The sequence below is a fragment of the Shewanella sp. 10N.286.48.B5 genome (assembly GCF_002874355.2).
Classification (GTDB): domain Bacteria; phylum Pseudomonadota; class Gammaproteobacteria; order Enterobacterales; family Shewanellaceae; genus Shewanella.
In genome coordinates this window covers 373,825-393,023 of the sequence record NZ_MCVG02000001.1, presented here as the reverse complement: position 1 = coordinate 393,023, position 19,199 = coordinate 373,825, and the positions used below count along the sequence as shown (strand labels likewise).

Annotated in this window: 18 protein-coding genes; 12 read left to right on the top strand and 6 right to left on the bottom strand. The window is 43.8% G+C overall.

The genetic code is table 11. The features are described from left to right. Window positions 1–16 precede the first annotated feature (16 nt). The 4 genes from BCU57_RS01680 (at window position 17) to BCU57_RS01665 (ending at window position 5,629) form a co-directional block, all read left to right on the top strand. Window positions 17–2,314 (top strand): peptidase U32 family protein, encoded by a 2,298-nt coding sequence (locus tag BCU57_RS01680; protein ID WP_102438714.1) that lies wholly within the window; start codon window positions 17–19, stop codon window positions 2,312–2,314. 384 nt (window positions 2,315–2,698) lie between these two features. Further along, window positions 2,699–4,261 (top strand): methyl-accepting chemotaxis protein, encoded by a 1,563-nt coding sequence (locus BCU57_RS01675; RefSeq protein ID WP_102438716.1) that lies wholly within the window; start codon window positions 2,699–2,701, stop codon window positions 4,259–4,261. Between the two features lie 266 nt (window positions 4,262–4,527). Next, on the top strand, window positions 4,528–5,007 hold the full coding sequence (locus tag BCU57_RS01670) for a DUF2947 domain-containing protein (RefSeq protein ID WP_102438718.1): 480 nt from the start codon (window positions 4,528–4,530) through the stop codon (window positions 5,005–5,007). 61 nt (window positions 5,008–5,068) lie between these two features. Continuing rightward, window positions 5,069–5,629 (top strand): chalcone isomerase family protein, encoded by a 561-nt coding sequence (locus BCU57_RS01665; protein ID WP_102438720.1) that lies wholly within the window; start codon window positions 5,069–5,071, stop codon window positions 5,627–5,629. A gap of 105 nt (window positions 5,630–5,734) precedes the next feature. On the opposite strand, the gene BCU57_RS01660 is transcribed toward BCU57_RS01665, so the two are convergent. After that, window positions 5,735–6,694 carry a DUF6268 family outer membrane beta-barrel protein gene (locus BCU57_RS01660; protein WP_241903526.1) on the bottom strand — a complete coding sequence of 320 codons (960 nt, stop codon included), beginning with the start codon at window positions 6,692–6,694 and terminating at the stop codon, window positions 5,735–5,737. 169 nt (window positions 6,695–6,863) lie between these two features. After that, entirely contained in the window at window positions 6,864–7,505 is a 642-nt protein-coding gene (locus BCU57_RS01655; RefSeq protein WP_102438722.1) for a TetR/AcrR family transcriptional regulator, read from the bottom strand. Window positions 7,506–7,746: 241 nt separating this feature from the next. Between BCU57_RS01655 and BCU57_RS01650 the strand changes: the two genes are divergently transcribed. Together BCU57_RS01650 and BCU57_RS01645 are read left to right on the top strand one after the other, a co-directional pair. Then, window positions 7,747–8,865: an efflux RND transporter periplasmic adaptor subunit gene (locus BCU57_RS01650; protein WP_102438724.1), complete on the top strand. Its 1,119-nt coding sequence runs from the start codon at window positions 7,747–7,749 to the stop codon at window positions 8,863–8,865. Next, window positions 8,862–11,936 (top strand): efflux RND transporter permease subunit, encoded by a 3,075-nt coding sequence (locus tag BCU57_RS01645; RefSeq protein ID WP_102438726.1) that lies wholly within the window; start codon window positions 8,862–8,864, stop codon window positions 11,934–11,936. Before BCU57_RS01650 ends, BCU57_RS01645 begins: the two co-directional genes overlap by 4 nt. 91 nt (window positions 11,937–12,027) lie before the next feature. On the opposite strand, the gene BCU57_RS01640 is transcribed toward BCU57_RS01645, so the two are convergent. Continuing rightward, the gene (locus BCU57_RS01640) at window positions 12,028–12,570 is read right to left on the bottom strand and encodes a LysR family transcriptional regulator (RefSeq protein WP_198589938.1); all 543 of its coding nucleotides are present in this window, start codon (window positions 12,568–12,570) and stop codon (window positions 12,028–12,030) included. A gap of 375 nt (window positions 12,571–12,945) precedes the next feature. Between BCU57_RS01640 and BCU57_RS01635 the strand changes: the two genes are divergently transcribed. Genes BCU57_RS01635 through BCU57_RS01625 form a run of 3 tightly spaced genes read left to right on the top strand, consistent with a single transcriptional unit; the run spans window position 12,946 to window position 15,651 of the window. Beyond that, window positions 12,946–13,689, top strand: coding sequence for a (Fe-S)-binding protein (locus tag BCU57_RS01635; RefSeq protein ID WP_076540150.1), 744 nt, complete (start codon window positions 12,946–12,948; stop codon window positions 13,687–13,689). Window positions 13,690–13,700: 11 nt separating this feature from the next. Beyond that, complete coding sequence (locus tag BCU57_RS01630) at window positions 13,701–15,083, top strand: lactate utilization protein B (protein WP_102438728.1); 1,383 nt, start codon at window positions 13,701–13,703, stop codon at window positions 15,081–15,083. A gap of 1 nt (window position 15,084) precedes the next feature. After that, window positions 15,085–15,651 (top strand): LutC/YkgG family protein, encoded by a 567-nt coding sequence (locus BCU57_RS01625; protein WP_102438730.1) that lies wholly within the window; start codon window positions 15,085–15,087, stop codon window positions 15,649–15,651. A gap of 50 nt (window positions 15,652–15,701) precedes the next feature. Here the strand turns inward: BCU57_RS01625 and BCU57_RS01620 are convergent, their stop codons facing one another. Further along, on the bottom strand, window positions 15,702–16,595 hold the full coding sequence (locus BCU57_RS01620) for a LysR family transcriptional regulator (RefSeq protein WP_102438732.1): 894 nt from the start codon (window positions 16,593–16,595) through the stop codon (window positions 15,702–15,704). Window positions 16,596–16,736: 141 nt separating this feature from the next. On the opposite strand from BCU57_RS01620, the gene BCU57_RS01615 reads away from it, so the two are divergent. The 3 genes from BCU57_RS01615 (at window position 16,737) to BCU57_RS01605 (ending at window position 17,784) form a co-directional block, all read left to right on the top strand. Beyond that, a complete protein-coding gene (locus tag BCU57_RS01615) occupies window positions 16,737–16,946 on the top strand; it encodes an ATP-binding protein (protein ID WP_241903527.1) in 210 nt (69 codons plus the stop codon). Next, window positions 16,925–17,173 carry a hypothetical protein gene (locus BCU57_RS01610; RefSeq protein WP_198589939.1) on the top strand — a complete coding sequence of 83 codons (249 nt, stop codon included), beginning with the start codon at window positions 16,925–16,927 and terminating at the stop codon, window positions 17,171–17,173. The genes BCU57_RS01615 and BCU57_RS01610 overlap by 22 nt, the downstream gene beginning before the upstream one ends. 128 nt (window positions 17,174–17,301) lie before the next feature. After that, window positions 17,302–17,784, top strand: a complete 483-nt coding sequence (locus BCU57_RS01605) for a DM13 domain-containing protein (RefSeq protein ID WP_102438736.1) — start codon at window positions 17,302–17,304, stop codon at window positions 17,782–17,784. Between the two features lie 126 nt (window positions 17,785–17,910). Here BCU57_RS01605 and cydX read toward each other — a convergent pair whose 3' ends face one another. After that, a complete protein-coding gene (gene cydX / locus BCU57_RS01600; protein ID WP_102438737.1) occupies window positions 17,911–18,036 on the bottom strand; it encodes a cytochrome bd-I oxidase subunit CydX in 126 nt (41 codons plus the stop codon). 13 nt (window positions 18,037–18,049) lie between these two features. Continuing rightward, window positions 18,050–19,189 (bottom strand): cytochrome d ubiquinol oxidase subunit II, encoded by a 1,140-nt coding sequence (gene cydB / locus BCU57_RS01595; RefSeq protein ID WP_102438739.1) that lies wholly within the window; start codon window positions 19,187–19,189, stop codon window positions 18,050–18,052. Between the last annotated feature and the right edge of the window lie 10 nt (window positions 19,190–19,199).

The following is a 19,199-nucleotide window of genomic DNA, read 5'->3' as shown; positions in this document are numbered from 1 at the left end:
GGAGCAAGTCTAAAACATGAAACCTAAGATTGAATTATTAGCCCCTGGCGGTGATGTCGAGGCGATTAAAGCCGCAATTATTGCTGGTGCAGATGCTGTTTATTGCGGCTTAGATACCTTTAACGCTCGTAATCGCGCTGCTAATATTTCTTTTGACCAATTGGTTGGGATCATTCGACTTGCCCATCAGTACGACTGCGAAATCTTCTTAACCTTGAATATCGTTATTCTTGAGCAAGAATTTAAAACCTTAATGAAGTTACTTAATAAGTTGGTAAATACCACCTTAGACGGCGTTATTGTGCAAGATTTGGGCTTACTGTATGTACTGAGAAAACATTTTCCGACTTTAGCTATTCACGCTTCAACCCAGTTAACCACCCACAATGCAGGCCAAATCCCGTTTTTAAAGCATTTAGGCGCAGAGCGGGTGAATTTATCCCGTGAACTAAACCTACGTGAAATCACTACCCTTGCTGAAGTTGGCCGCGAGCATGACATGCTCCTTGAAGTGTTTGTCCATGGCTCATTATGTGTGGCGTTTTCAGGTTTATGTTACTCAACCTCAGCCAGCGCGGGTAACTCAGGTAACCGAGGCCGCTGTAGCCAAGCTTGTCGTGAAGAGTATGAAACCACTGAATCAGGTAATAATTTTCCGCTAAACATTAAAGATAACTCCGCCTTTTTTGACCTACCGGCGTTAATTGAAGCTGGAGTGTATTCATTTAAAGTTGAAGGCCGTATTAAAGGTGCCAGCTACGTTCACACTGTGATTGATAGCTTCCGTAAACAGATTGATGGTTATGTTGAAACGGGCAAATTAACCCAAGATGGCGAGCGCTTATACAAAGTCTTTAACCGTGACTTTAGTAACGCATTTTTACGTGGTGACTTAAACCAATCAATGTTTATTGATAACCCACGCGATAACTCTAAAAACCATTTAGTGGATCAACTGAAAGCTGAAAAAGGCGAGTCTATTTCAGTGGTACAAATTCACGATGCACAGCAACAATTGCAACTCGATAAGCAAGAAATTAATGCCTCTGTCGACGATAAAATTGCCCATTTGAGCATCGAAAAAATCAAGCTAAGCTTATCTTTTTCCAGTGAAGAAGGTAAGCCGTTAAGCCTGACCGTTACCACTCAACAAGCCAGTAGCAAGCTCGCCACCGCTGAACAAGAAACCACGGTGCTGTTCTCAAGCAGCTGTATGTTGCCAAGTGAGAAGCTCAGTGTTGACCAAGAAGCCATTGAAAAGCGTTTTAAAAATATTAATAACGCCAATTATGAGCTTGTAAGCTTAGATTGCAGCAACCTAGGTGATAATTTAAGTATCCCTTACCGTGAAATAACCACCCTCAAAAATGCGCTATTAGCTTATTTAAATGAGGGGATTGAGGTTATCCCTACGGTTGAACTACCCAAACTTGAACGTCATCCTAAAGTGGATCAGGAAAACCCGCAGCCAAAATTATCGATTCTAATCAGTGATGAGGCAGATATTGCCCTTGCACAAGAAACCGATGCTGATATCTATTTCAAATTACCGGATGCTTACAAACGTGGCTGTACTCAATACGTGGATTTCTTCAAACAAAATCCACGTTTAATCCCATGGTTTCCGCCAGTACTGATTGGTAAGGATTTCGATGCTGCACTGAATATATTGCAGCAAGTAAAACCTGAACTTATCGTGACCAATAACACCGGTATTGCCTACCATGCGCAAAAGCTAGGCGTTAAGTGGATTGCTGGACCATTTTTAAATACCACTAACTCTTATGTGTTACTGGCACTGCAAGAAGGCTTTGATTGTAGCGGCGCCTTTATTTCTAATGAAATTAACCGTCAGCAAATGAAGCAATTGGCACGTCCTAAAAACTTCAAAATGCTCTACAGCATTTATCATCCCATTTTGTTAATGGCCAGCAGACAATGCTTCTTCCAACAAAGTGTTGGCTGTGAAAAACCGCGGATTGATAATGGCTGTATGCTGTCTTGTGATAAGTCCACCAGCATCAAGAATTTGAAAGGTGACTCTTTTGCTATTGATAAGCAAAAAGCGGGTTACCCCAGTATCTATAACCAAGACCAGTTCTTGAATATGGATATCATCGATGATTTAGCTGATTTATTTGACGGCTTCATGATTGATTTAACCAACATTGGTGCAGGCAGTCGAGTCTCACCTGACAAGCTGGCATTGATAAAACAGTTTGAGCAATTGCTACAAGGCAATCAAAACGTTAAGTCAGAACTTGCCGCCATGGTGCCAGAGTCGACGGTTGATCAGTACATCAACGGTTTGTAATACCAACCCGCTGATTTATTGATAACACAGTAACAAAGCCCTGATGTCTGCTACCGACATCAGGGCTTTTTTGTCTTCACAATATGATTTTTGGGGATAGGTAAGGTATTTAAAATCAGCAACTAATGCTAAAAAAATCCAAATATTACCACGTTAAATGTAACAATTTGAATCGCGCGTTGAATGTTATCAAAATATTTAAACGCTTGTTTTAATAGCTGCTTTTAATACACCTTAAATCCCTTCTCGATTTTAGCGTCGTAACTTACGGAATTTACACTGTTATTATTTTGTTAATTGAATTGCATTTACCCCCCCCGAGTGGGGTCAGAATCACATCAATTAAATTTACTTGACCTTTATCACAAAAAAATAAGACGCCTTATGACAGCTCGTATAACAAGTAATAAAGAATATCTGTTCTCCCCTGATAAGCCATTAATCTCCAGCACTGATCCCCGAGGTATTATTACTCACTGTAACCAAGCATTTGTCGAAACCAGTGGCTATAGTCGAGAAGAGCTAATTGGTCAGCCGCATAACCTTGTTCGCCACCCAGATATGCCCAAAGCAGTATTTGAAACCATGTGGCAGACATTAAAGTCTGGCAAGGTATGGATGGGGCTGGTAAAAAATCGCCGTAAAAATGGGGACTATTACTGGGTAAGTGCTTTTGTTACCCCGGTTTATGATGGTAATAAACTGGTGGGTTATGAGTCGGTACGTGTTCAAGCTGAGTCCCATGAAAAGCTGCGGGCTAGCAATGCTTATCTGCGCATCAATGCTGGTAAGTCAGCATCATCGCTGCGCAGTCGCTTAGGATTCAGCTTAACCAACGCTTTGCCGGTTATTGTGCCCTCAGTGATACTCACCTTGATATTTACCTCGCAAGGAAACAGCTTCGCGGCCACTGCCTGCTTAATCGCTGGGCTAATAAGCCTAGGTTGGAGTTTGCAGCAACAAGCTAGTCAGTGGAATAAACTACTATTAATTAGCCCTAAATCATTTGCCAATGAAACTGTTGCCCAAACCTACTTTGATGATACTGGCACCAGCGCCCAAGCTAAAATGGCTTTCATTAGTGAAATAGCCCGCTGCCGCACAGCATTAACTCGTATCGATGAGTCAGTTAGTGGCTTAGACAAAATTTCCAATATCAGTAAAACTCAAGTGTCAGTGACTCAAGCAGCGGTAGAGCATCAAGGCTTAGCGACTCAACAAATTGCCTCAGCGATCACCCAGATGTCCCAAGCTATTCAAGAAGTCGCCCAAAAAATTGAAGAAAACTCTCACAGTGCAGAAAATGCCATTAGCTTTGTTGATTCTGGCGCAGCGCTGGCCGATGAGTCCCTAAGCTCAATCCACCAGCTAAGTCATGCGGTTGACAGCATTGCTATTACGATTAAAGAGTTAGCCACCTCAACTGAAGAAATCGGTCAAGCGGCCAATTTAATTTCCTCCATTGCTGAACAAACCAACTTACTGGCTCTCAATGCTGCCATTGAAGCGGCTCGGGCTGGAGAGCAAGGCCGTGGCTTCAGTGTTGTCGCCGATGAAGTGCGCGCCCTTGCCTTAAAAACCCGTGAATCAACCGACCAAATCCACAGTGTCATTAAGCAGTTGTCGGCTCGTACTAATGCCGCTGTTGATATGTCACACCAAGGTGAAATTGCCACTAAAAATGGCCTTGAAGTAGTTGAGAAAACTCGCTCATCACTGGAAAAAATAAAAGGTGCGGTGACGAATATTACCGATATGACCTTTCAAATGTCCTCAGCAGTTGAAGAGCAAAGCGCTGTTGCAGAGCACATTAACCAGCAAATTATTGAAATTGCTGATGGGGCAACAGATACGGGCTCTGCGGCCAATAAGTCACTCAATGCCAGTGAAGAGTTAGAAAAAACCATCAAGGTATTTCACTCTCTTATTCGCCGTTTTAAATTATAAGCCGCTATAGGGAAAACTGATCTCAGTGCGCTGTATTGGGCGCACTGAAGTCATGATAACCCTCTTGGCAAGCTTGTGTAATGAGCCTGCTTCAATCTGCCTGTTTCAATATCAAGCGATGCAATACAGGCTGTTCCCAAAACAAGCCAGCCTCAATAAAGCCCTTCTCTGTGTTCTTATCCCAAAGCTAGGCAATAGCTAGCACTATTTATAGCGAAAAGTTATAATTGGCCACTTAATTACCCTTTAAACCCTAGGAGCTATTTTTGGCACACACTTACATCCCGCTAGATGTGTATAAGCGCAAGTGGATTTTTAACCATAAAGATTTGCCTGTTGCTGATGAAGACAAAGCATTAATCAAACCGTTAACGGACAAAAGTGCCATGATGGTTTGGAATCAATGGATAAGTAATAAGTGTAATCGTGCTGAATTATTTTCTAAGGGTGACTGGGCAGCTAAGCAAGATGCTTGGAAGCAAACCGAGCACTGGCAAGCGGCATGGGACTCTGAAGATAATAACCTGCCAGAACCGATTGCTGAGTTTATTGACTGGAGTGACGATACCCAAGTATTTTTCTGTTATGAAAAATACCAAATCATCGAAACCACCTGGGCAGTGTTTGCTCAAAACTGGAAAGCCTTTTTGTTTTTCGATGATGGTCCAATTTTGATCGCCCCGAAAAAGAAACAAGCCATTATGTTCGAGCAAAATGGCCAATATAAGCTAGGAACGCGTTCGTAATCTTGTTGTGCAAAATCAGCATACAGCCCGTATAAATCACACTTTATAAAATGAGTTGCCCATGAAACGACTTTCAATAATTGCCCTCACCGCTGCGTTAGTGTTACCACAAATGGCTGAAGCTAAAACCGTTTCAGGTGTTGAGCTGGCGGATAATATGACGATTGCAGAGCAACAGCTTGCCCTTAATGGCGCAGGGGTGCGCAGCAAGTTCTTTATGGACTTATATGTTGGCAGCTTGTACTTAGCAACACCTGCAACCAATGTAGATGCGGTTATCGCCCAGCCGATATCAGTGATTAGGCTCAATATCACTTCTGGAATGATCACCGCAGATAAAATGACTGATGCCATTGTCGAAGGTTTTGATGCCGCCACCAATGGCGATAGCGCATCCATTCAAAGCAGTATTGATGCGTTTATGGGACTATTTAACGAAGAAGTCAGCAAAGGCGATCAATTTACCTTTGTCACCCATAAAGACGCTGGGGTAACCAGCTTTAAAAATGGTCAAGAACAAGCCACAATTGCCAATGAAGCGTTTAGACAAGCGTTAATCAAGATTTGGCTAGGCGATGAGCCTGCTCAAAAAAGCTTACGCAAAAACATGCTGGCAAAATAAACGCTGTTAATAGCGCTTAATCCACAGCCACAAAAAAGCGACCTGATGGTCGCTTTTATAGCTAGTTTTATGTAACACCTTTGCTAAAAGGCTAGTTAATAAAGCTTAAAACTTAATATCAATGGCTAAACCTGCTGCCGCTTGATTTTCAATATCATCAGACACCTTAGGTTGACTTAGCTCCATTTCACCAGCAAAGAAGTAACCACCATAGGCATTAATCGATACTTTCTTGCTGATATTCCAGCCCGCACGAATAAAACTAACCCACTCTTCTACTTCAATAGTTTGCTCAGCATCAGTCACTAGAAAGCGCTCGGTACGTCTTGAAGCCCCTAAACCAAAATTCCATTTGTCATCAAGTTTATAAGATAGCTCCAAACCTGCTGGGCCACTAAAGCCTGCTTGGAATGGATTACTTAACGACAGTTTGTCGGTTATGTTCCATTTTACCGCTAGGTAAGGAATGGTTTTTACTTCAGAGATATCATTTAAGTACGCCACCCCAACCCCAAGCATGTTACCTGACTTAAAGCGGTACAAACCTGAAGCCACAACCCCATAACTTTGCGCATCTGAAGACGATGCCGTATTAGCATAGGAATATTGTAATTTCGGTGCGAATAAAAACATCCACTGGGCATTAGGGCGATAACTTAAAGATAAACCGGCACTGTATTTATTGATGGAACTCCAAGGGGTAACGTTACCTTGCAGTAGGCCTGCGCCAACATTTTTAAAGCCATAATCGAGGTTGTCATAACCTACATTGGCGCCGATAGACCACTCTTTGCCAATAGGCATCGATGCCGACAGCTTCATGCGCCATACATCACGTTGCAGTTCGGTATCTGAGCTGCCGACTTGAGCCGCTTCAGTTGAAGTGCGCGATACATGAAACTTAAACGGTGAGTAATCGTAGGCAGAAGCGGTTGCGCTAAACGCTAAGCTAGACACTGCTGCTAGCTTGGCAACATAGGGAATAGAAAGCCTTTTTGAATAACGCTTTTTAACTTCAAAGGCAGTTTGCTCTGGCACGAGGGACAAACTTGAAATCGTTTTCATTAATCGCTTCCTTTCTCATTATTATATCGATCGAAATTATCAGGTATAAATCATAACGTCTATACTGGAACGCTTTTAAATTGGATCACTATTTCAATATTTTATGACACTTTTCAGCGCTGAAAACCATGTTATCTAAGCCAGTTTGCGATAACCCAGCTTACCGCTGCTACACTCGATGGGCTTTTAAAAACATCTGCGTGGTATCTTCAATATATTGCGCCCGTTTAGGCATTAAGTCTGTGGCATCTAGGCGCAGCTCTAAACGCAGCTTCAGCTCACCAAAAAGCATTAAACTTAAGCGAACGGCGCAGTCATGGGGCTGGGGGAAATAATACTCACCGTGCTGATTCACCGCGGTAAAGTAATCCGCCAGCAAGGCTAAAATATGCTTAGGGCCGGCATCAAAATACAGCTTTGATAGCTCTGGATGGGTATCAGCATGAGCAAGACAAGTTTTGAAAACTGCTAATACTTCTTCACTCACAACCAAATCACTAAACTGTTTCGCAAAGGTAACTATTGTTTGCTCAGCATTGAGTGAGTCATTTAATAAGTTGCCGGTCAGTTGATGCACCACACACTTAGATTCTATCGCCGCGACAAATAACTCATCTTTAGAACCAAAGTGTGAATACACCGTTTGCTTAGAGACTTCAGCTTTTTTCGCGACCAAATCCATACTGGTATTAGGAAAACCTTGCACGCAAAAAAGCTCAATGGCTGCATCTAAAATCCGCATTCGTTTTTGTTCGCTACGAGTTTTCACCGCACCATGATTGCACGGTGCTGAGTTTGCCTCATTTATCATAATCACATCTTCTTGTATTTATGTTTGTTTTCGCTACAAGCGCAACCACGCCTTAACAATAAATAACATTTAATCACAAATTAGACTGGACAGTCTAGTTTTATAGAAATAAACTAAAACCCAAATAGACTAGACAGTCTAGTTCATTATTAGCCCAGCATCACATGATGTATTCAATTGGTCAATGCTATTAAGCCTTGGTTTTATTGAAATTAAGGAAGTTGCAATAGGAATGTTCACCATGAATAAGGTCACCGTACAGCGTCGCGTCAATAAGCTTGGCATTATCATCAGTTTGATTTTGTTAACGGCCTGTAATGAGGCCGCAATATCCAATACGGCAACAGTGACTATTCCTAATGTGATGACCCAGCCACTTAATGCCAGTAGCAGTTACCTTCAGCAGCAGCGATACACGGGTATTGTGCGCTCAAGCGATACCACCGCCATAGGCTTTGAACTGGCGGGCAAATTAAGCGACATTGTTGTTGATAGTGGCGATAGCGTCATTAAAGGGCAACAACTGGCCAAGCTTAATACCCAATTACTTCAGGCTGAGCAGCAACAATTAGTGGCGTCACTACTGCAAACCCAAGCCGATTTAGATTTAGCGCAAAGTAATTTTAATCGCTCCGTTAAGCTGAAGAAAAAGCAGTATGTATCCCAGCAGCAGTTTGATGAAAGCCAGCAGCAAGTCGCCAGCCTGCAAGCCAATCAAAAACGCCTACAAGCCTCGCTTCATGCCACCGAATTAAAGCTAGCAAAATCCACATTAGTGGCGCCTTTTGATGGCAACATCAGTAAGCGTCACCATAATATCGGCGAAGTTATCGCCTTGGGTAGTCCGGTGTTTACCTTAATTGGTAACAACCAGCAGCAGGCTTATATTGGGGTGCCAAACACGGTCGCGATGACCATGCAAACCAATCAAAGCGTCAACATCACTGTTGGCAATCAAACCTACACTGGCACCATTGCCGGGATCAGCGCAGAAATCGATGCGGTCACTCGCACTGTGCAGCTGCGGGTAGACTTACCCAATAACAGCCGCATGATCAATGGTGAAATCGCTTATCTTGAATACCAACAACAGGTCAATAGCGCCGGTTACTGGGTGCCCATTTCCGCACTCACTGATGGTATGCGAGGCTTATGGAATGTGTTTGTGGTCACCAAAAATGCTGACGGACAAGCCCAACTAGAGCGCCGCGACGTTGATATTATTTACATCAACCAGCAACAAGCCTTTATTAATGGCGCGATTGATAAAAATGATGTCATAGTCACTCAGGGCTTACATAAATTGGTGGTTGGCCAAATTGTTAGCCCAAGCTCACAAGCTGTTGCGAGGTCATTATGATTAAGGCCTTTGTTGAAAATGGCAGGCTAGCAAGTTTAATGATTGCCCTGCTATTGGTGGCGGGGTTAGGCGCCATTAGCAGTTTACCCCGCACTGAAGACCCTAACATTACCAACCGCTTTGCTTCGGTGGTGACTCATTACCCCGGCGCATCGGCTGAGCGAGTGGAAGCTTTGGTCACTGAAGTGTTAGAAAATCAACTGCGCCGCTTAGAAGAATTAAAGCTAGTGCAATCTACCTCGCGCCCGGGCATTTCCGTTATCCAGTTAGAGCTTAAAGACACGGTAACTGACACCGCTCCGGTTTGGTCTCGAGCCCGTGATTTAGTCGCCGACAGTAAATCTACACTGCCGCTACCGGCGCAAAACAGCATTTTGGATGACCAAACAGGTTACGCCAACACCGCGATTTTAGGCTTAGTGTGGCAAAACGACAGCCCTATTCGAACTGACGTACTCAAGCGTTATGCTAAAGAGCTGCAAAGCAAGTTACGGGTACTTAATGGCACTGACTTCGTCAACTTGTCTGGCACCCCAGATGAAGAAATTCTGGTTGAGCTTGATGGCAATAAAATCAGTCAACTTAAATTAACTCCCGCTGCTATTGCCGCTATTTTGTCTAATGCAGACAGTAAAATATCAGCTGGTGAAATCCATAACGCTACCTTTAAAGCGCTGATAGAAGTATCAGGCGAGCTTGATTCAATCACTCGCGTGGGCCAAGTGCCGTTAAAAATTGATACTAATGGTCAGATCATTCGCCTAGGTGATGTCGCCAATATTAGCCGTCAACCTAAAACACCTGCCACCAGCATTGCGCTGATTAATGGCGCTGAAGGGGTATTGGTGTCGGCCCGAATGCTTGACGATAACCGAGTTGATCAATGGCAAGCGCAAGTAAGCCAAGTGGTCGATGACTTTAGCGCTAACTTACCGGCTAACATTCAAGTGCAATGGCTGTTTGATCAACAAGGCTATACCAGTGTGCGCCTAGGGGATTTAGTCATTAATTTAATCCAAGGCTTTGTGATTATTTTACTGGTACTGATGCTCACCCTTGGGCTAAGAAATGCGCTGATTGTGGCATTATCACTGCCGCTAACGGCCTTGTTTACCCTCGCCTGTATGAAGTACACCGGACTGCCCATCCACCAAATGTCAGTCACTGGTTTAGTGGTGGCACTGGGGATTATGGTGGATAACGCCATTGTAATTGTTGATGCTATTGCCCAGCGCCGCAAACAAGGCTTAAGTAAACTTGAAGCCGTGAGTAAAACCTTGCACCACTTATGGCTGCCGCTTGCGGGCTCAACCATTACCACCATGTTGGCCTTTGCTCCGATAGTTTTAATGCCCGGCGCAGCAGGTGAGTTTGTTGGTGGTATCGCCATTTCAGTGATGTTTGCTCTACTGGGCTCATACTTAATTTCACACACCATCATTGCTGGTTTGGCGGGGCGTTTTAGCCAAGATAATGCGTCTATGGCGTGGTATCAAAAAGGCATGGCCTTCCCGCGTCTTAGTCATGCTTTTCAAACCAGTTTACGCATTGGCTTAAAAAGACCGGTGATCACCGCTGTGCTGATTGGTATTTTGCCGGTTGTCGGTTTTGTTGCTTCAACTAAAATGACCGAGCAGTTTTTCCCGCCATCGGATCGGGATATGTTTCAAATTGAAGTGTATTTAGCGCCATATGTGAGCTTAGCCAATACCCGTCAGCAAGTTGAACAAATTGATCAGCGTTTACGGGCGCTTGAAGATGTTGAAATGAGCACTTGGGTCATTGGCGGCAATACGCCATCGTTTTATTACAACCTGACCCAGCGCCAACAAGGGGCGGCTAACTACGCCCAAGCCATGGTCAAAGTGGCCGACTTTGATGCGGCGAATCGACTGATTTTATCGCTACAAGCTGAGTTTGATGATGCTTTTCCCCAAGCGCAAATTTTAGTGAGAAAACTAGAACAGGGCCCACCATTTAACGCCCCAGTTGAATTACGCATTTACGGGCCATCATTAGATGTATTAACTCAGCTAGGAGAACAGGCCCGCGGCTTGTTTATGCAAACCAAAGATGTGATCCATACCCGCGCCACCTTAAGTGCAGGCTCACCAAAGGTGTGGATGCAAATCAATGAAGATGCCAGCTTAATGAGCGGCTTAAGCTTAACTGATATCGCCAAACAAATTGAAATGTCTACCACAGGTATCATAGGCGGCAGTATTTTAGAGCAAACTGAATCGCTACCAGTAAGAGTAAGGTTAGCAGATAGCTCAAGAGAGCAAGCCACTCGTTTATCTGAGCTTAATTTACTGTCTAATAATGGCAATATTATTCCGCTGTCAGCCATTTCCCACAATGAAATCAATGTCAGTCGCGGCGGGATCCCAAGACGCAATGGCGAGCGGGTTAACACCATTGAAACCTACATTGTCAGTGGCGTATTACCCGGAAAAGTTTTAAATGATGTTAAAGATAAACTCGCCCAAATTGAGTTGCCAGCGGGTTACCATATCGAGATCGGCGGTGAAAGCGCCAAACGCAATGAAGCGGTGGGCAATTTACTGTCAAACATCGTAGTGGTGGTGACCTTATTACTGGCAACAGTGGTACTGTCTTTTAACTCATTTAGATTAACTGCGATTATCTTATTAAGCGCATTTCAATCAGCTGGGCTTGGTCTGCTGGCAGTGTATGTGTTTGGGTTTCCGTTTGGCTTTACCGTGATTATCGGCTTATTAGGCCTAATGGGGCTGGCCATTAATGCCGCTATCGTTATTTTGGCAGAACTTGAAGACATGCCAGAGGCAAGACTTGGCAACCTTGAAACCATCATCAACATTGTTAGCGGCTGCGGCAGACATATTGGCTCAACCACTATCACCACCATTGGCGGCTTCTTACCACTGATTATTGCAGGCGGCGGTTTCTGGCCTCCCTTTGCAATAGCGATTGCAGGCGGCACCTTACTCACCACCTTGCTATCATTAATTTGGGTACCGACTATGTATCTATTATTAATGAAGAAAAAAGCCTTGCAGCAACCAAGCCTTGAGCCAATAAGCGTCTAATATAAAGGCGGTTATACCTATAACAAAACGGCGCTATTAAGCGCCGTTTTTTATGTTTAATTGTTCTAGGATTTCGGTTCACAATGTAATTTTAAAATGACTTGGGCTTGTTGCCATGACATAGTTTAGGGTGGCAAATTGTTTCATCCGCATTGATGAGTTTTGCGGCCCCCCCTAATACGTACCAGTAAATACGTACCAGTAAATCAATGGCCTCTTGGGCGGGGTCCATAAAACTGTCGGTTTGATGTATTTCCAGATTCAAGAGTGGATACAGCTCTAACAGCTCGGATAAAAAAGGAGAAATATGTAACCGAGCAAAAGCCACTGGCGCGCTAATTTTAACAGTGCCACGGGGGCTATCAGCTTTTTGCTCTATCCGCTGAGATACTAAATCATACTGACGGATAATCTCAGCACTGTGCTTAGCAAAAGCAATACCTTCTTCAGTTAATGAAATAGCGCGCGTATGACGGTGCAGTAACTTAGTACCGACCTTCTCTTCTAATTGATTCATTTTGCGTGACACTGAAGACGGCGTCATATCTAGCCTGCGAGCAACTTCAGAAAAATTGCCAAACTGGTGCGTCATTAAAAACAGTTTTATGTCGAGCAAAGAGACATCGTAGTTCATAGCAAGATCCCAAGTTGATACCTTAAGAGCATAAGCGATAAACACAAAATCGCACACATGAACCAAGGCAAGTGACTTTTGACACTTAAACAACAGTCATCTTGTTAAAACCAAACAGAAATGATCATAGAGTAAAATCATCAGGTATTTGGCAAAGCGACTATAAAACCAATTACTTAATTAGCAATGCCCTAACCCTCATCGATTACTTATTGCATTTATGAGAAAGTAAACCCGCACATTTGCTTTTTTACCTCTACTTTTTGCAAATTTAAAACAGTACATTAATCCTCCTAAATGTCACAGCGCTATTTTTATGACCTTAATTAGCGCTGTGACCTATCAGTTACTCTTATTCTTAACAGAGAATATGCTATGAAAATTGCACTGTTTATACCTTGTCTCGTCAATCAAATGCTGCCAGAAGTCGCCGTTGCTACGCTTGAATTATTAGAAAAGCTTGGCCATGAAGTGATATTGCCTTCAGGTCAAACTTGCTGCGGCCAACCGATGACCAACTCAGGCTGCTTTAACGAAGCAAGAAACACCACCATGAAGCTACTTAACGCTTTTAAAAATGTTGAGTGTGATGCCATTGTTTGCCCTGCTGCATCTTGCTTAGTGGCTGCCAAAGAAAATTTCCATGAGTTTGACAATAGCCCAGAAGCCCAAAAGGTTATCAGCAAGCTGTATGAACTGACCGAATTTTTACATGACATTGCCCCAATTAAGCAATTTTCGAAACCTCTGAATACCAAGGTTAGCCTACAAATGAGCTGTCACGGGATCAGAATGCTGAGTCTTGCCACTCCAAGCGAAAGCATGGGCAGACAATTTAATAAAGTCGAAGCAGTGCTGCAAAATATTGACGGCTTAACCATTGTCTATCCCGATCGCCGTGATGAGTGCTGCGGCTTTGGCGGCACCTTTGCCGTAGACGAAGGCGCAGTATCGGCAAAAATGGGCAAAGATAAAGCCCAAGCCCACGCAGCCACCCAAGCTGAATTTGTTGTGGGGTTTGACCCATCATGTTTAATGCACCTTGATGGCATGATCCGCCGCCAACAATTACCGATCCAAACTCGCCATATCGCGCAAATCATTAACTCAGTTCTATAGGAGGCTTTGCTATGTCAAACAATCATTCATCTGAAGCGACTCACGCTAGAAAGGCCGACATTTTTTGCCGCGATGAGTCTCGCGTCGATTGGCATTCAAAAGCCTTATGGTTACTCAGAGAAAAGCGCGATCGCGCTGCAAAGCAAATTCCTGAGTGGGAAAAATTACGCCAATTAGGTTCTGAAATTAAACTGCATACCTTAAGTAACCTTGGCCAATATCTTGAGCAATTTGAAGCTAAATGCCTTGAAAATGGCGTGCAGGTTCATTGGGCTAAAGATGCCGCTGAGCATAATGAAATTGCCCATCGTATTTTGGCAAAGCACAATGTCAAAAAGCTGGTCAAATCAAAGTCAATGCTCACTGAAGAGTGTCATTTAAACCCGTACCTTGAAGAGCGCGGCATTGAAGTTATTGATACCGATTTAGGTGAGCGCATTATTCAGCTTGCCGGTATGCCGCCATCACATATTGTGGTGCCTGCTATTCACATGAAAAAAGAAGAAGTGGGTGAACTATTTCACCACAAGCTTGGCACCACTGCTGGCGAGTCTGATCCCACTTACCTGACCCGCGCAGCTCGCGCCCATTTAAGAGCGCAATTTTTATCTGCTGATGCGGCAATGACAGGGGTCAACATGGCTATTGCCGATCAAGGTGGCGTCATGGTGTGCACCAATGAAGGCAATGCTGATATGGGGGCAAACTTACCTGCGCTGCAATTGCATTCTATGGGCATTGATAAAGTCGTGCCCAATTTAGACAGTGCTGGGGTACTATTAAGAACCTTAGCTAGAAATGCCATTGGCCAACCTATTACCTCTTATTCGTCTTTCTACAACGCGCCAAAGCCAGATGGTGAGATGCACATTATTATTGTTGATAATGGCCGCAGCGCAATGATGCAAGACAGTATTTTAGCCGAGTCACTGAAGTGTATTCGTTGTGGTGGCTGTTTAAATACCTGCCCTGTGTATCGCCGCTCTGGTGGTTATAGCTATAACTACACCATCCCTGGCCCTATTGGGATTGCAGTAGGCGCGCAGCACGACAAAACGGACTCTATGCCTTGGGGATGTACTCTCTGTGGCAGTTGTAGCTTTGTCTGCCCAACACAAGTGCCGCTGGATAAAATTATTGCCCGCCACCGCCGCATTAAAGCCGAGCAAAACCGCTTACCTTATGGCAAAAAGCATTACATGCCATTAGTCGGTAAATTTATGAGTAGTACCACAGCGATGAACTGCTCAATGAGCGCGGCAAGAACATCATTACGTATTTTACCCCATAGCTTATTAAAGCCATTTTCTGGCGCTTGGGGTAAATACCGCGAATTACCACAGGCACCAAAGTCGAGCTTTGAAGCTTGGTTTAAACGTAATAGAGGCCAATAATATGTCCAGTAAAAATACCATTTTGGCAGCATTGCAAAAATCTGCCGTGGCAACAGCCACTATGCCAGTTATCGATATCCCATTACGAGATATGGACTTAGTCAGTGCATTTAACACTAACCTCAGCGCCGTTGCCGGTAAACTGATTCAACAAGGTGGTATTGCTGCCTTAAACAGCTATACCCATGAGCTGATCAGCCAAGGTAAACAAGTGTTATCAATGGTTGATGGCGTCAGCGGCAACCGTCAGCAGCCTGACACTGCCCATGCGATGCAAGACATTGACTTTACCGTACTGAAAGGCGAGATAGCAGTAGCTGAAAATGGCGCAATTTGGGTATCGTTACCCCAAAGCCATCGAGTGACGCCGTTTATCTGTGAAAACCTGATTATCACCATTGCTGCCGATGACATAGTACAAGACATGCATCAAGCGATGAAGTTAATTAATAGTGCTGTACCGTCATTTGGGGTGTTTATTGCAGGCCCTTCAAAGACAGCCGATATTGAGCAAGCCTTAGTCGTCGGTGCCCATGGGGCTTGTAATTTAGATGTTTACTTAGTTTAAGTATCTATCGACAAACTACACCCTGTTTTTGGCTAGCAACAGTTCAGTTGCTAGCCAAATATAGAGGCTGACTTTGACAACATAAAATCTAAAAACAATTGTACTTTTAGTGGCTGCTGACTGCGCTGATGGTATAACAGCGAAATACGCCGCGTCTCACCCTGCCACTGAGGTAGCACTGGCACTAACGCCCCAGATGCCACTTCTTGCTCAACAAACTTAGTGGGACCATACATGATCCCCGCTCCTGCTACAGTTGCTTTCACCGCGCCGTGAATATCCGATAAGGTCAGTTTTGCCGGGCCCTCATAGTAAAACTCCCCCAACTGTTTATGAATTAAAACCCAATTAAACAGCGGCCACATTTTTACTAAATTATGCTCAACTAGCTGCTTAGGATGGCTCACTGCTGCCGCTTTGTCTAAATAACTAGGCGCGGCAAACAAACCATAATGCAGCACCCCAAATAACTTAGACACCCAAGATGAATCTGGCTGCGCTCCGCCTACAATGGCGACATCAACACCTTCATCAATTAAATCAATGGTCTGGTTATTTTGGCTAATGTGCAATTGAATATCAGGATACGCGATAGAAAACTCGGTTATCGCTTCCATCAGCAACATCGAGGTAATAGAAATTGGCGTAGCTAAACGCAGGGTACCTTCGGGCTTCGCTTTCGATGGATGGTTTAGCACATCAAGTTGCGCTATCACCCCTTGATAGCGTTCAAACAATGCCCCGCCTTCTTCTGTTAAGCGAATTCGCCGAGTACTACGCATAATCAGCTGCGTATTAAGGTGGGCTTCAAGCTTCGAAATTTTGCGGCTTACGGTAGCCACAGGCATTTGCAGCTCTTTGGCCACTTGAGTAAAACTACCCGCATTGACTAAATGCACAAACAAATGGATTAGCGCAATCTCGGCACCGGCATTATTGGACATATCAACTCTCTGGTAGCGAAATAACTATTGTAATAAAAAGTCCCTCTGTCACCTAGTGGGTTATGGGCCTTATTGGGGAAATAATGAGAATCAGCAGCCTACTAATTTAGAACAAGGAAAAAACAATAAAAAAACCTGCGCTTGTCTATTCAAAGGGATGCCACACTGCTGTTTCGGGCCATATATAATCTATTAGAAAACGCCACTAAATACGCAGGCGTTAATGCCGCCATTAACGTTGAGCTAACCGCCAACGGTTTTATCATTAGTGATAACGGCCCAGGTATTTGTGATAGCGAGAAAGACAAGGTGTTTCAGCCAAACAGGGAATGCAAACCAGTGAGCAGTTAAGTCAAATCACAGCCAGTATTGGTGAACTTGCCACTTTCTCTAGCAGTATCGCTAGCGCCACAGAGCAGCAAAGCGCCGTTGCTGATGAAATCACCCGCAACTTGCATCAGATGTCGTCCCTTGCCAATGAAGGGCAAGAGCGCGCCGGAGAAACCGTTGAAGTCGCTGACGGGCTAACAGCGCTAGCAGGAGAGCTAAAAACCAAGATTAACTTCTTTAAAATTTAATCATTTGTTTGTAATAAAAGATTGTTAACTCAGGTCGTTATAAGGGGCATGAACGGTAAAGTTCATGCCCCTTTATTTGATAATGAGGTTACGATTAACTACCACTTTAATGACAGAACAGGTACAGAATGAAAAAACGCACCGTTATCGCACTACTTTCAACCCATGCACTCGTACTCGCCATTGGCTTTGGCGCGGGCATTTATACCTTACCTATTCTTACTGCACCAGATGCACCAAGTCGCGAGCAAGTGCAGTCAATTGACTCTGTGCAACGCTTTACAGGTCAATTCAGCCGTAACCTCAAAGATAGCGACGCATTGCATTGGGGCGAAGGCAAAGTGACCCTAGGCGATGAATTTATTGCACTGAATGGCAAGCTGTCACCAGGTCCTGACTTTAAAGTGTATTTGGCCAAAGAGTTTGTAGAAACAGAAGCGGATTTTAACCGTTTAAAATCAACGATGGTGCAAGTGGCCGACATCAAAACCTTCAACAATTTCTTAGTGCCAATACCAAAAGAGGTGGATATCGCAACTTACAACACCATCATTATTTGGTGTGAAAGCTTTGGTCAGTTTATTACCGCAGCCCAGTATCAGTCTATTTAAGCGCTTTAAAAACGATAACTCATTCAACCTTTGTAAGCTTGCTTCCCTTATTTCACCCATCAGCTAATTTTAAACAATAAAAAACCCTGCACTAGGCAGGGTTTGATATTTTACAACTTAAAACACTTACTTATTTTTAGCTTCAGACTCGCTAATACGGTCTAAGTTTTCAGTGTTTTCAAGCCAAAGCGCATTAATGATGCCAAAAGCACAGGCCAGTAATACACCTAAAATCCAAGCGAAATACCACATAATGGCTCCTTAATTAATAAAGTGATGCTTTGTTCTTTTCAATGAAGTCGCGGTTTAAGCGACCAAACATCTTGTAGTAAGTCCAAATGGTGTAACTTAATACTGTCGGTACGAAAATAATCGCCGCCCAAGTCATCACATTAAGGGTCATTTCACTTGCGGTTGCATCCCACATCGTTAAGCTCACATTTGGATCAAGCGATGAAGGCATGACGAATGGGAACATTGATGCGCCACATGTCACGATAATGCCTGCAATAGCTAGTGAGCTAAATAAGAATGCAAAACCACTTCGGTTAAAGCGACTTGCTAGAATCACCAAGATTGGCATCAACAAACCTAATGCTGGGAACAGCATAGTCAGAGGATACTTGTCATAGTTAACTAACCATGCGCCTGCTTCTATAGCAACAGTTTTAGCCGTTGGATTAGAAGGACCAGCAGTATCGATTACTGAAGTAACCACATAACCGTCAATACCATTTACTAACCAAACACCCGCAGCAGCAAACAACACTGTCACTAACAAACCACACACTTGTGATGCTTTAGCAGCGCGAACACGTAGCTCACCTTCGGTTTTCATTTGTAACCATGAAGCACCTTGCATCATCATCATAAGTGCACTGATTAAGCCAGCTAATAAACCAAATGGGTTTAGTAGGCCTAGTAAGCCACCTTGATAAGTTGCACGTAGGTATTCATCGAACTCAAACGGTACACCTTGTAATAAGTTACCAAAAGCAACACCGATAACTAATGGAGGTACAAAACCACCGACAAACAAGGCCCAATCCCACGACTTACGCCATTTTGGATCTTCAATTTTTGAGCGGTAATCAAAACCAACAGGGCGCAGGAATAAGGCGAATAACACCAACATCATTGCCACATAAAAACCCGAGAACGACACGGCATATACTGTTGGCCAAGCGGCAAATAACGCACCACCTGCAGTAATTAACCAAACTTGGTTACCATCCCAGTGAGGGGCAATCGAGTTAATCATGATACGGCGCTCAGTGTCGTCTTTACCAATAATTGGTAATAACGCACCCACACCCATATCAAAACCATCTGTCACAGCAAACCCAACTAGCAATACGCCAACCAGAGCCCACCAGATAAATCTTAGCATTTCATAATCAAACATAATCAGGTCC

What these genes read in the sequence shown, in the direction of transcription:
- BCU57_RS01680 (WP_102438714.1), top strand. Translation starts at nt 17, where the DNA reads ATGAAACCTAAGATTGAATTATTAGCCCCTGGCGGTGATGTCGAGGCG.
- BCU57_RS01675 (WP_102438716.1), top strand. Translation starts at nt 2,699, where the DNA reads ATGACAGCTCGTATAACAAGTAATAAAGAATATCTGTTCTCCCCTGAT.
- BCU57_RS01665 (WP_102438720.1), top strand. Translation starts at nt 5,069, where the DNA reads ATGAAACGACTTTCAATAATTGCCCTCACCGCTGCGTTAGTGTTACCA.
- BCU57_RS01660 (WP_241903526.1), bottom strand. Translation starts at nt 6,694, where the DNA reads ATGAAAACGATTTCAAGTTTGTCCCTCGTGCCAGAGCAAACTGCCTTT.
- BCU57_RS01655 (WP_102438722.1), bottom strand. Translation starts at nt 7,505, where the DNA reads ATGATAAATGAGGCAAACTCAGCACCGTGCAATCATGGTGCGGTGAAA.
- BCU57_RS01650 (WP_102438724.1), top strand. Translation starts at nt 7,747, where the DNA reads ATGAATAAGGTCACCGTACAGCGTCGCGTCAATAAGCTTGGCATTATC.
- BCU57_RS01645 (WP_102438726.1), top strand. Translation starts at nt 8,862, where the DNA reads ATGATTAAGGCCTTTGTTGAAAATGGCAGGCTAGCAAGTTTAATGATT.
- BCU57_RS01640 (WP_198589938.1), bottom strand. Translation starts at nt 12,570, where the DNA reads ATGAACTACGATGTCTCTTTGCTCGACATAAAACTGTTTTTAATGACG.
- BCU57_RS01635 (WP_076540150.1), top strand. Translation starts at nt 12,946, where the DNA reads ATGAAAATTGCACTGTTTATACCTTGTCTCGTCAATCAAATGCTGCCA.
- BCU57_RS01630 (WP_102438728.1), top strand. Translation starts at nt 13,701, where the DNA reads ATGTCAAACAATCATTCATCTGAAGCGACTCACGCTAGAAAGGCCGAC.
- BCU57_RS01625 (WP_102438730.1), top strand. Translation starts at nt 15,085, where the DNA reads ATGTCCAGTAAAAATACCATTTTGGCAGCATTGCAAAAATCTGCCGTG.
- BCU57_RS01620 (WP_102438732.1), bottom strand. Translation starts at nt 16,595, where the DNA reads ATGTCCAATAATGCCGGTGCCGAGATTGCGCTAATCCATTTGTTTGTG.
- BCU57_RS01610 (WP_198589939.1), top strand. Translation starts at nt 16,925, where the DNA reads ATGCAAACCAGTGAGCAGTTAAGTCAAATCACAGCCAGTATTGGTGAA.
- BCU57_RS01605 (WP_102438736.1), top strand. Translation starts at nt 17,302, where the DNA reads ATGAAAAAACGCACCGTTATCGCACTACTTTCAACCCATGCACTCGTA.
- cydX (WP_102438737.1), bottom strand. Translation starts at nt 18,036, where the DNA reads ATGTGGTATTTCGCTTGGATTTTAGGTGTATTACTGGCCTGTGCTTTT.
- cydB (WP_102438739.1), bottom strand. Translation starts at nt 19,189, where the DNA reads ATGTTTGATTATGAAATGCTAAGATTTATCTGGTGGGCTCTGGTTGGC.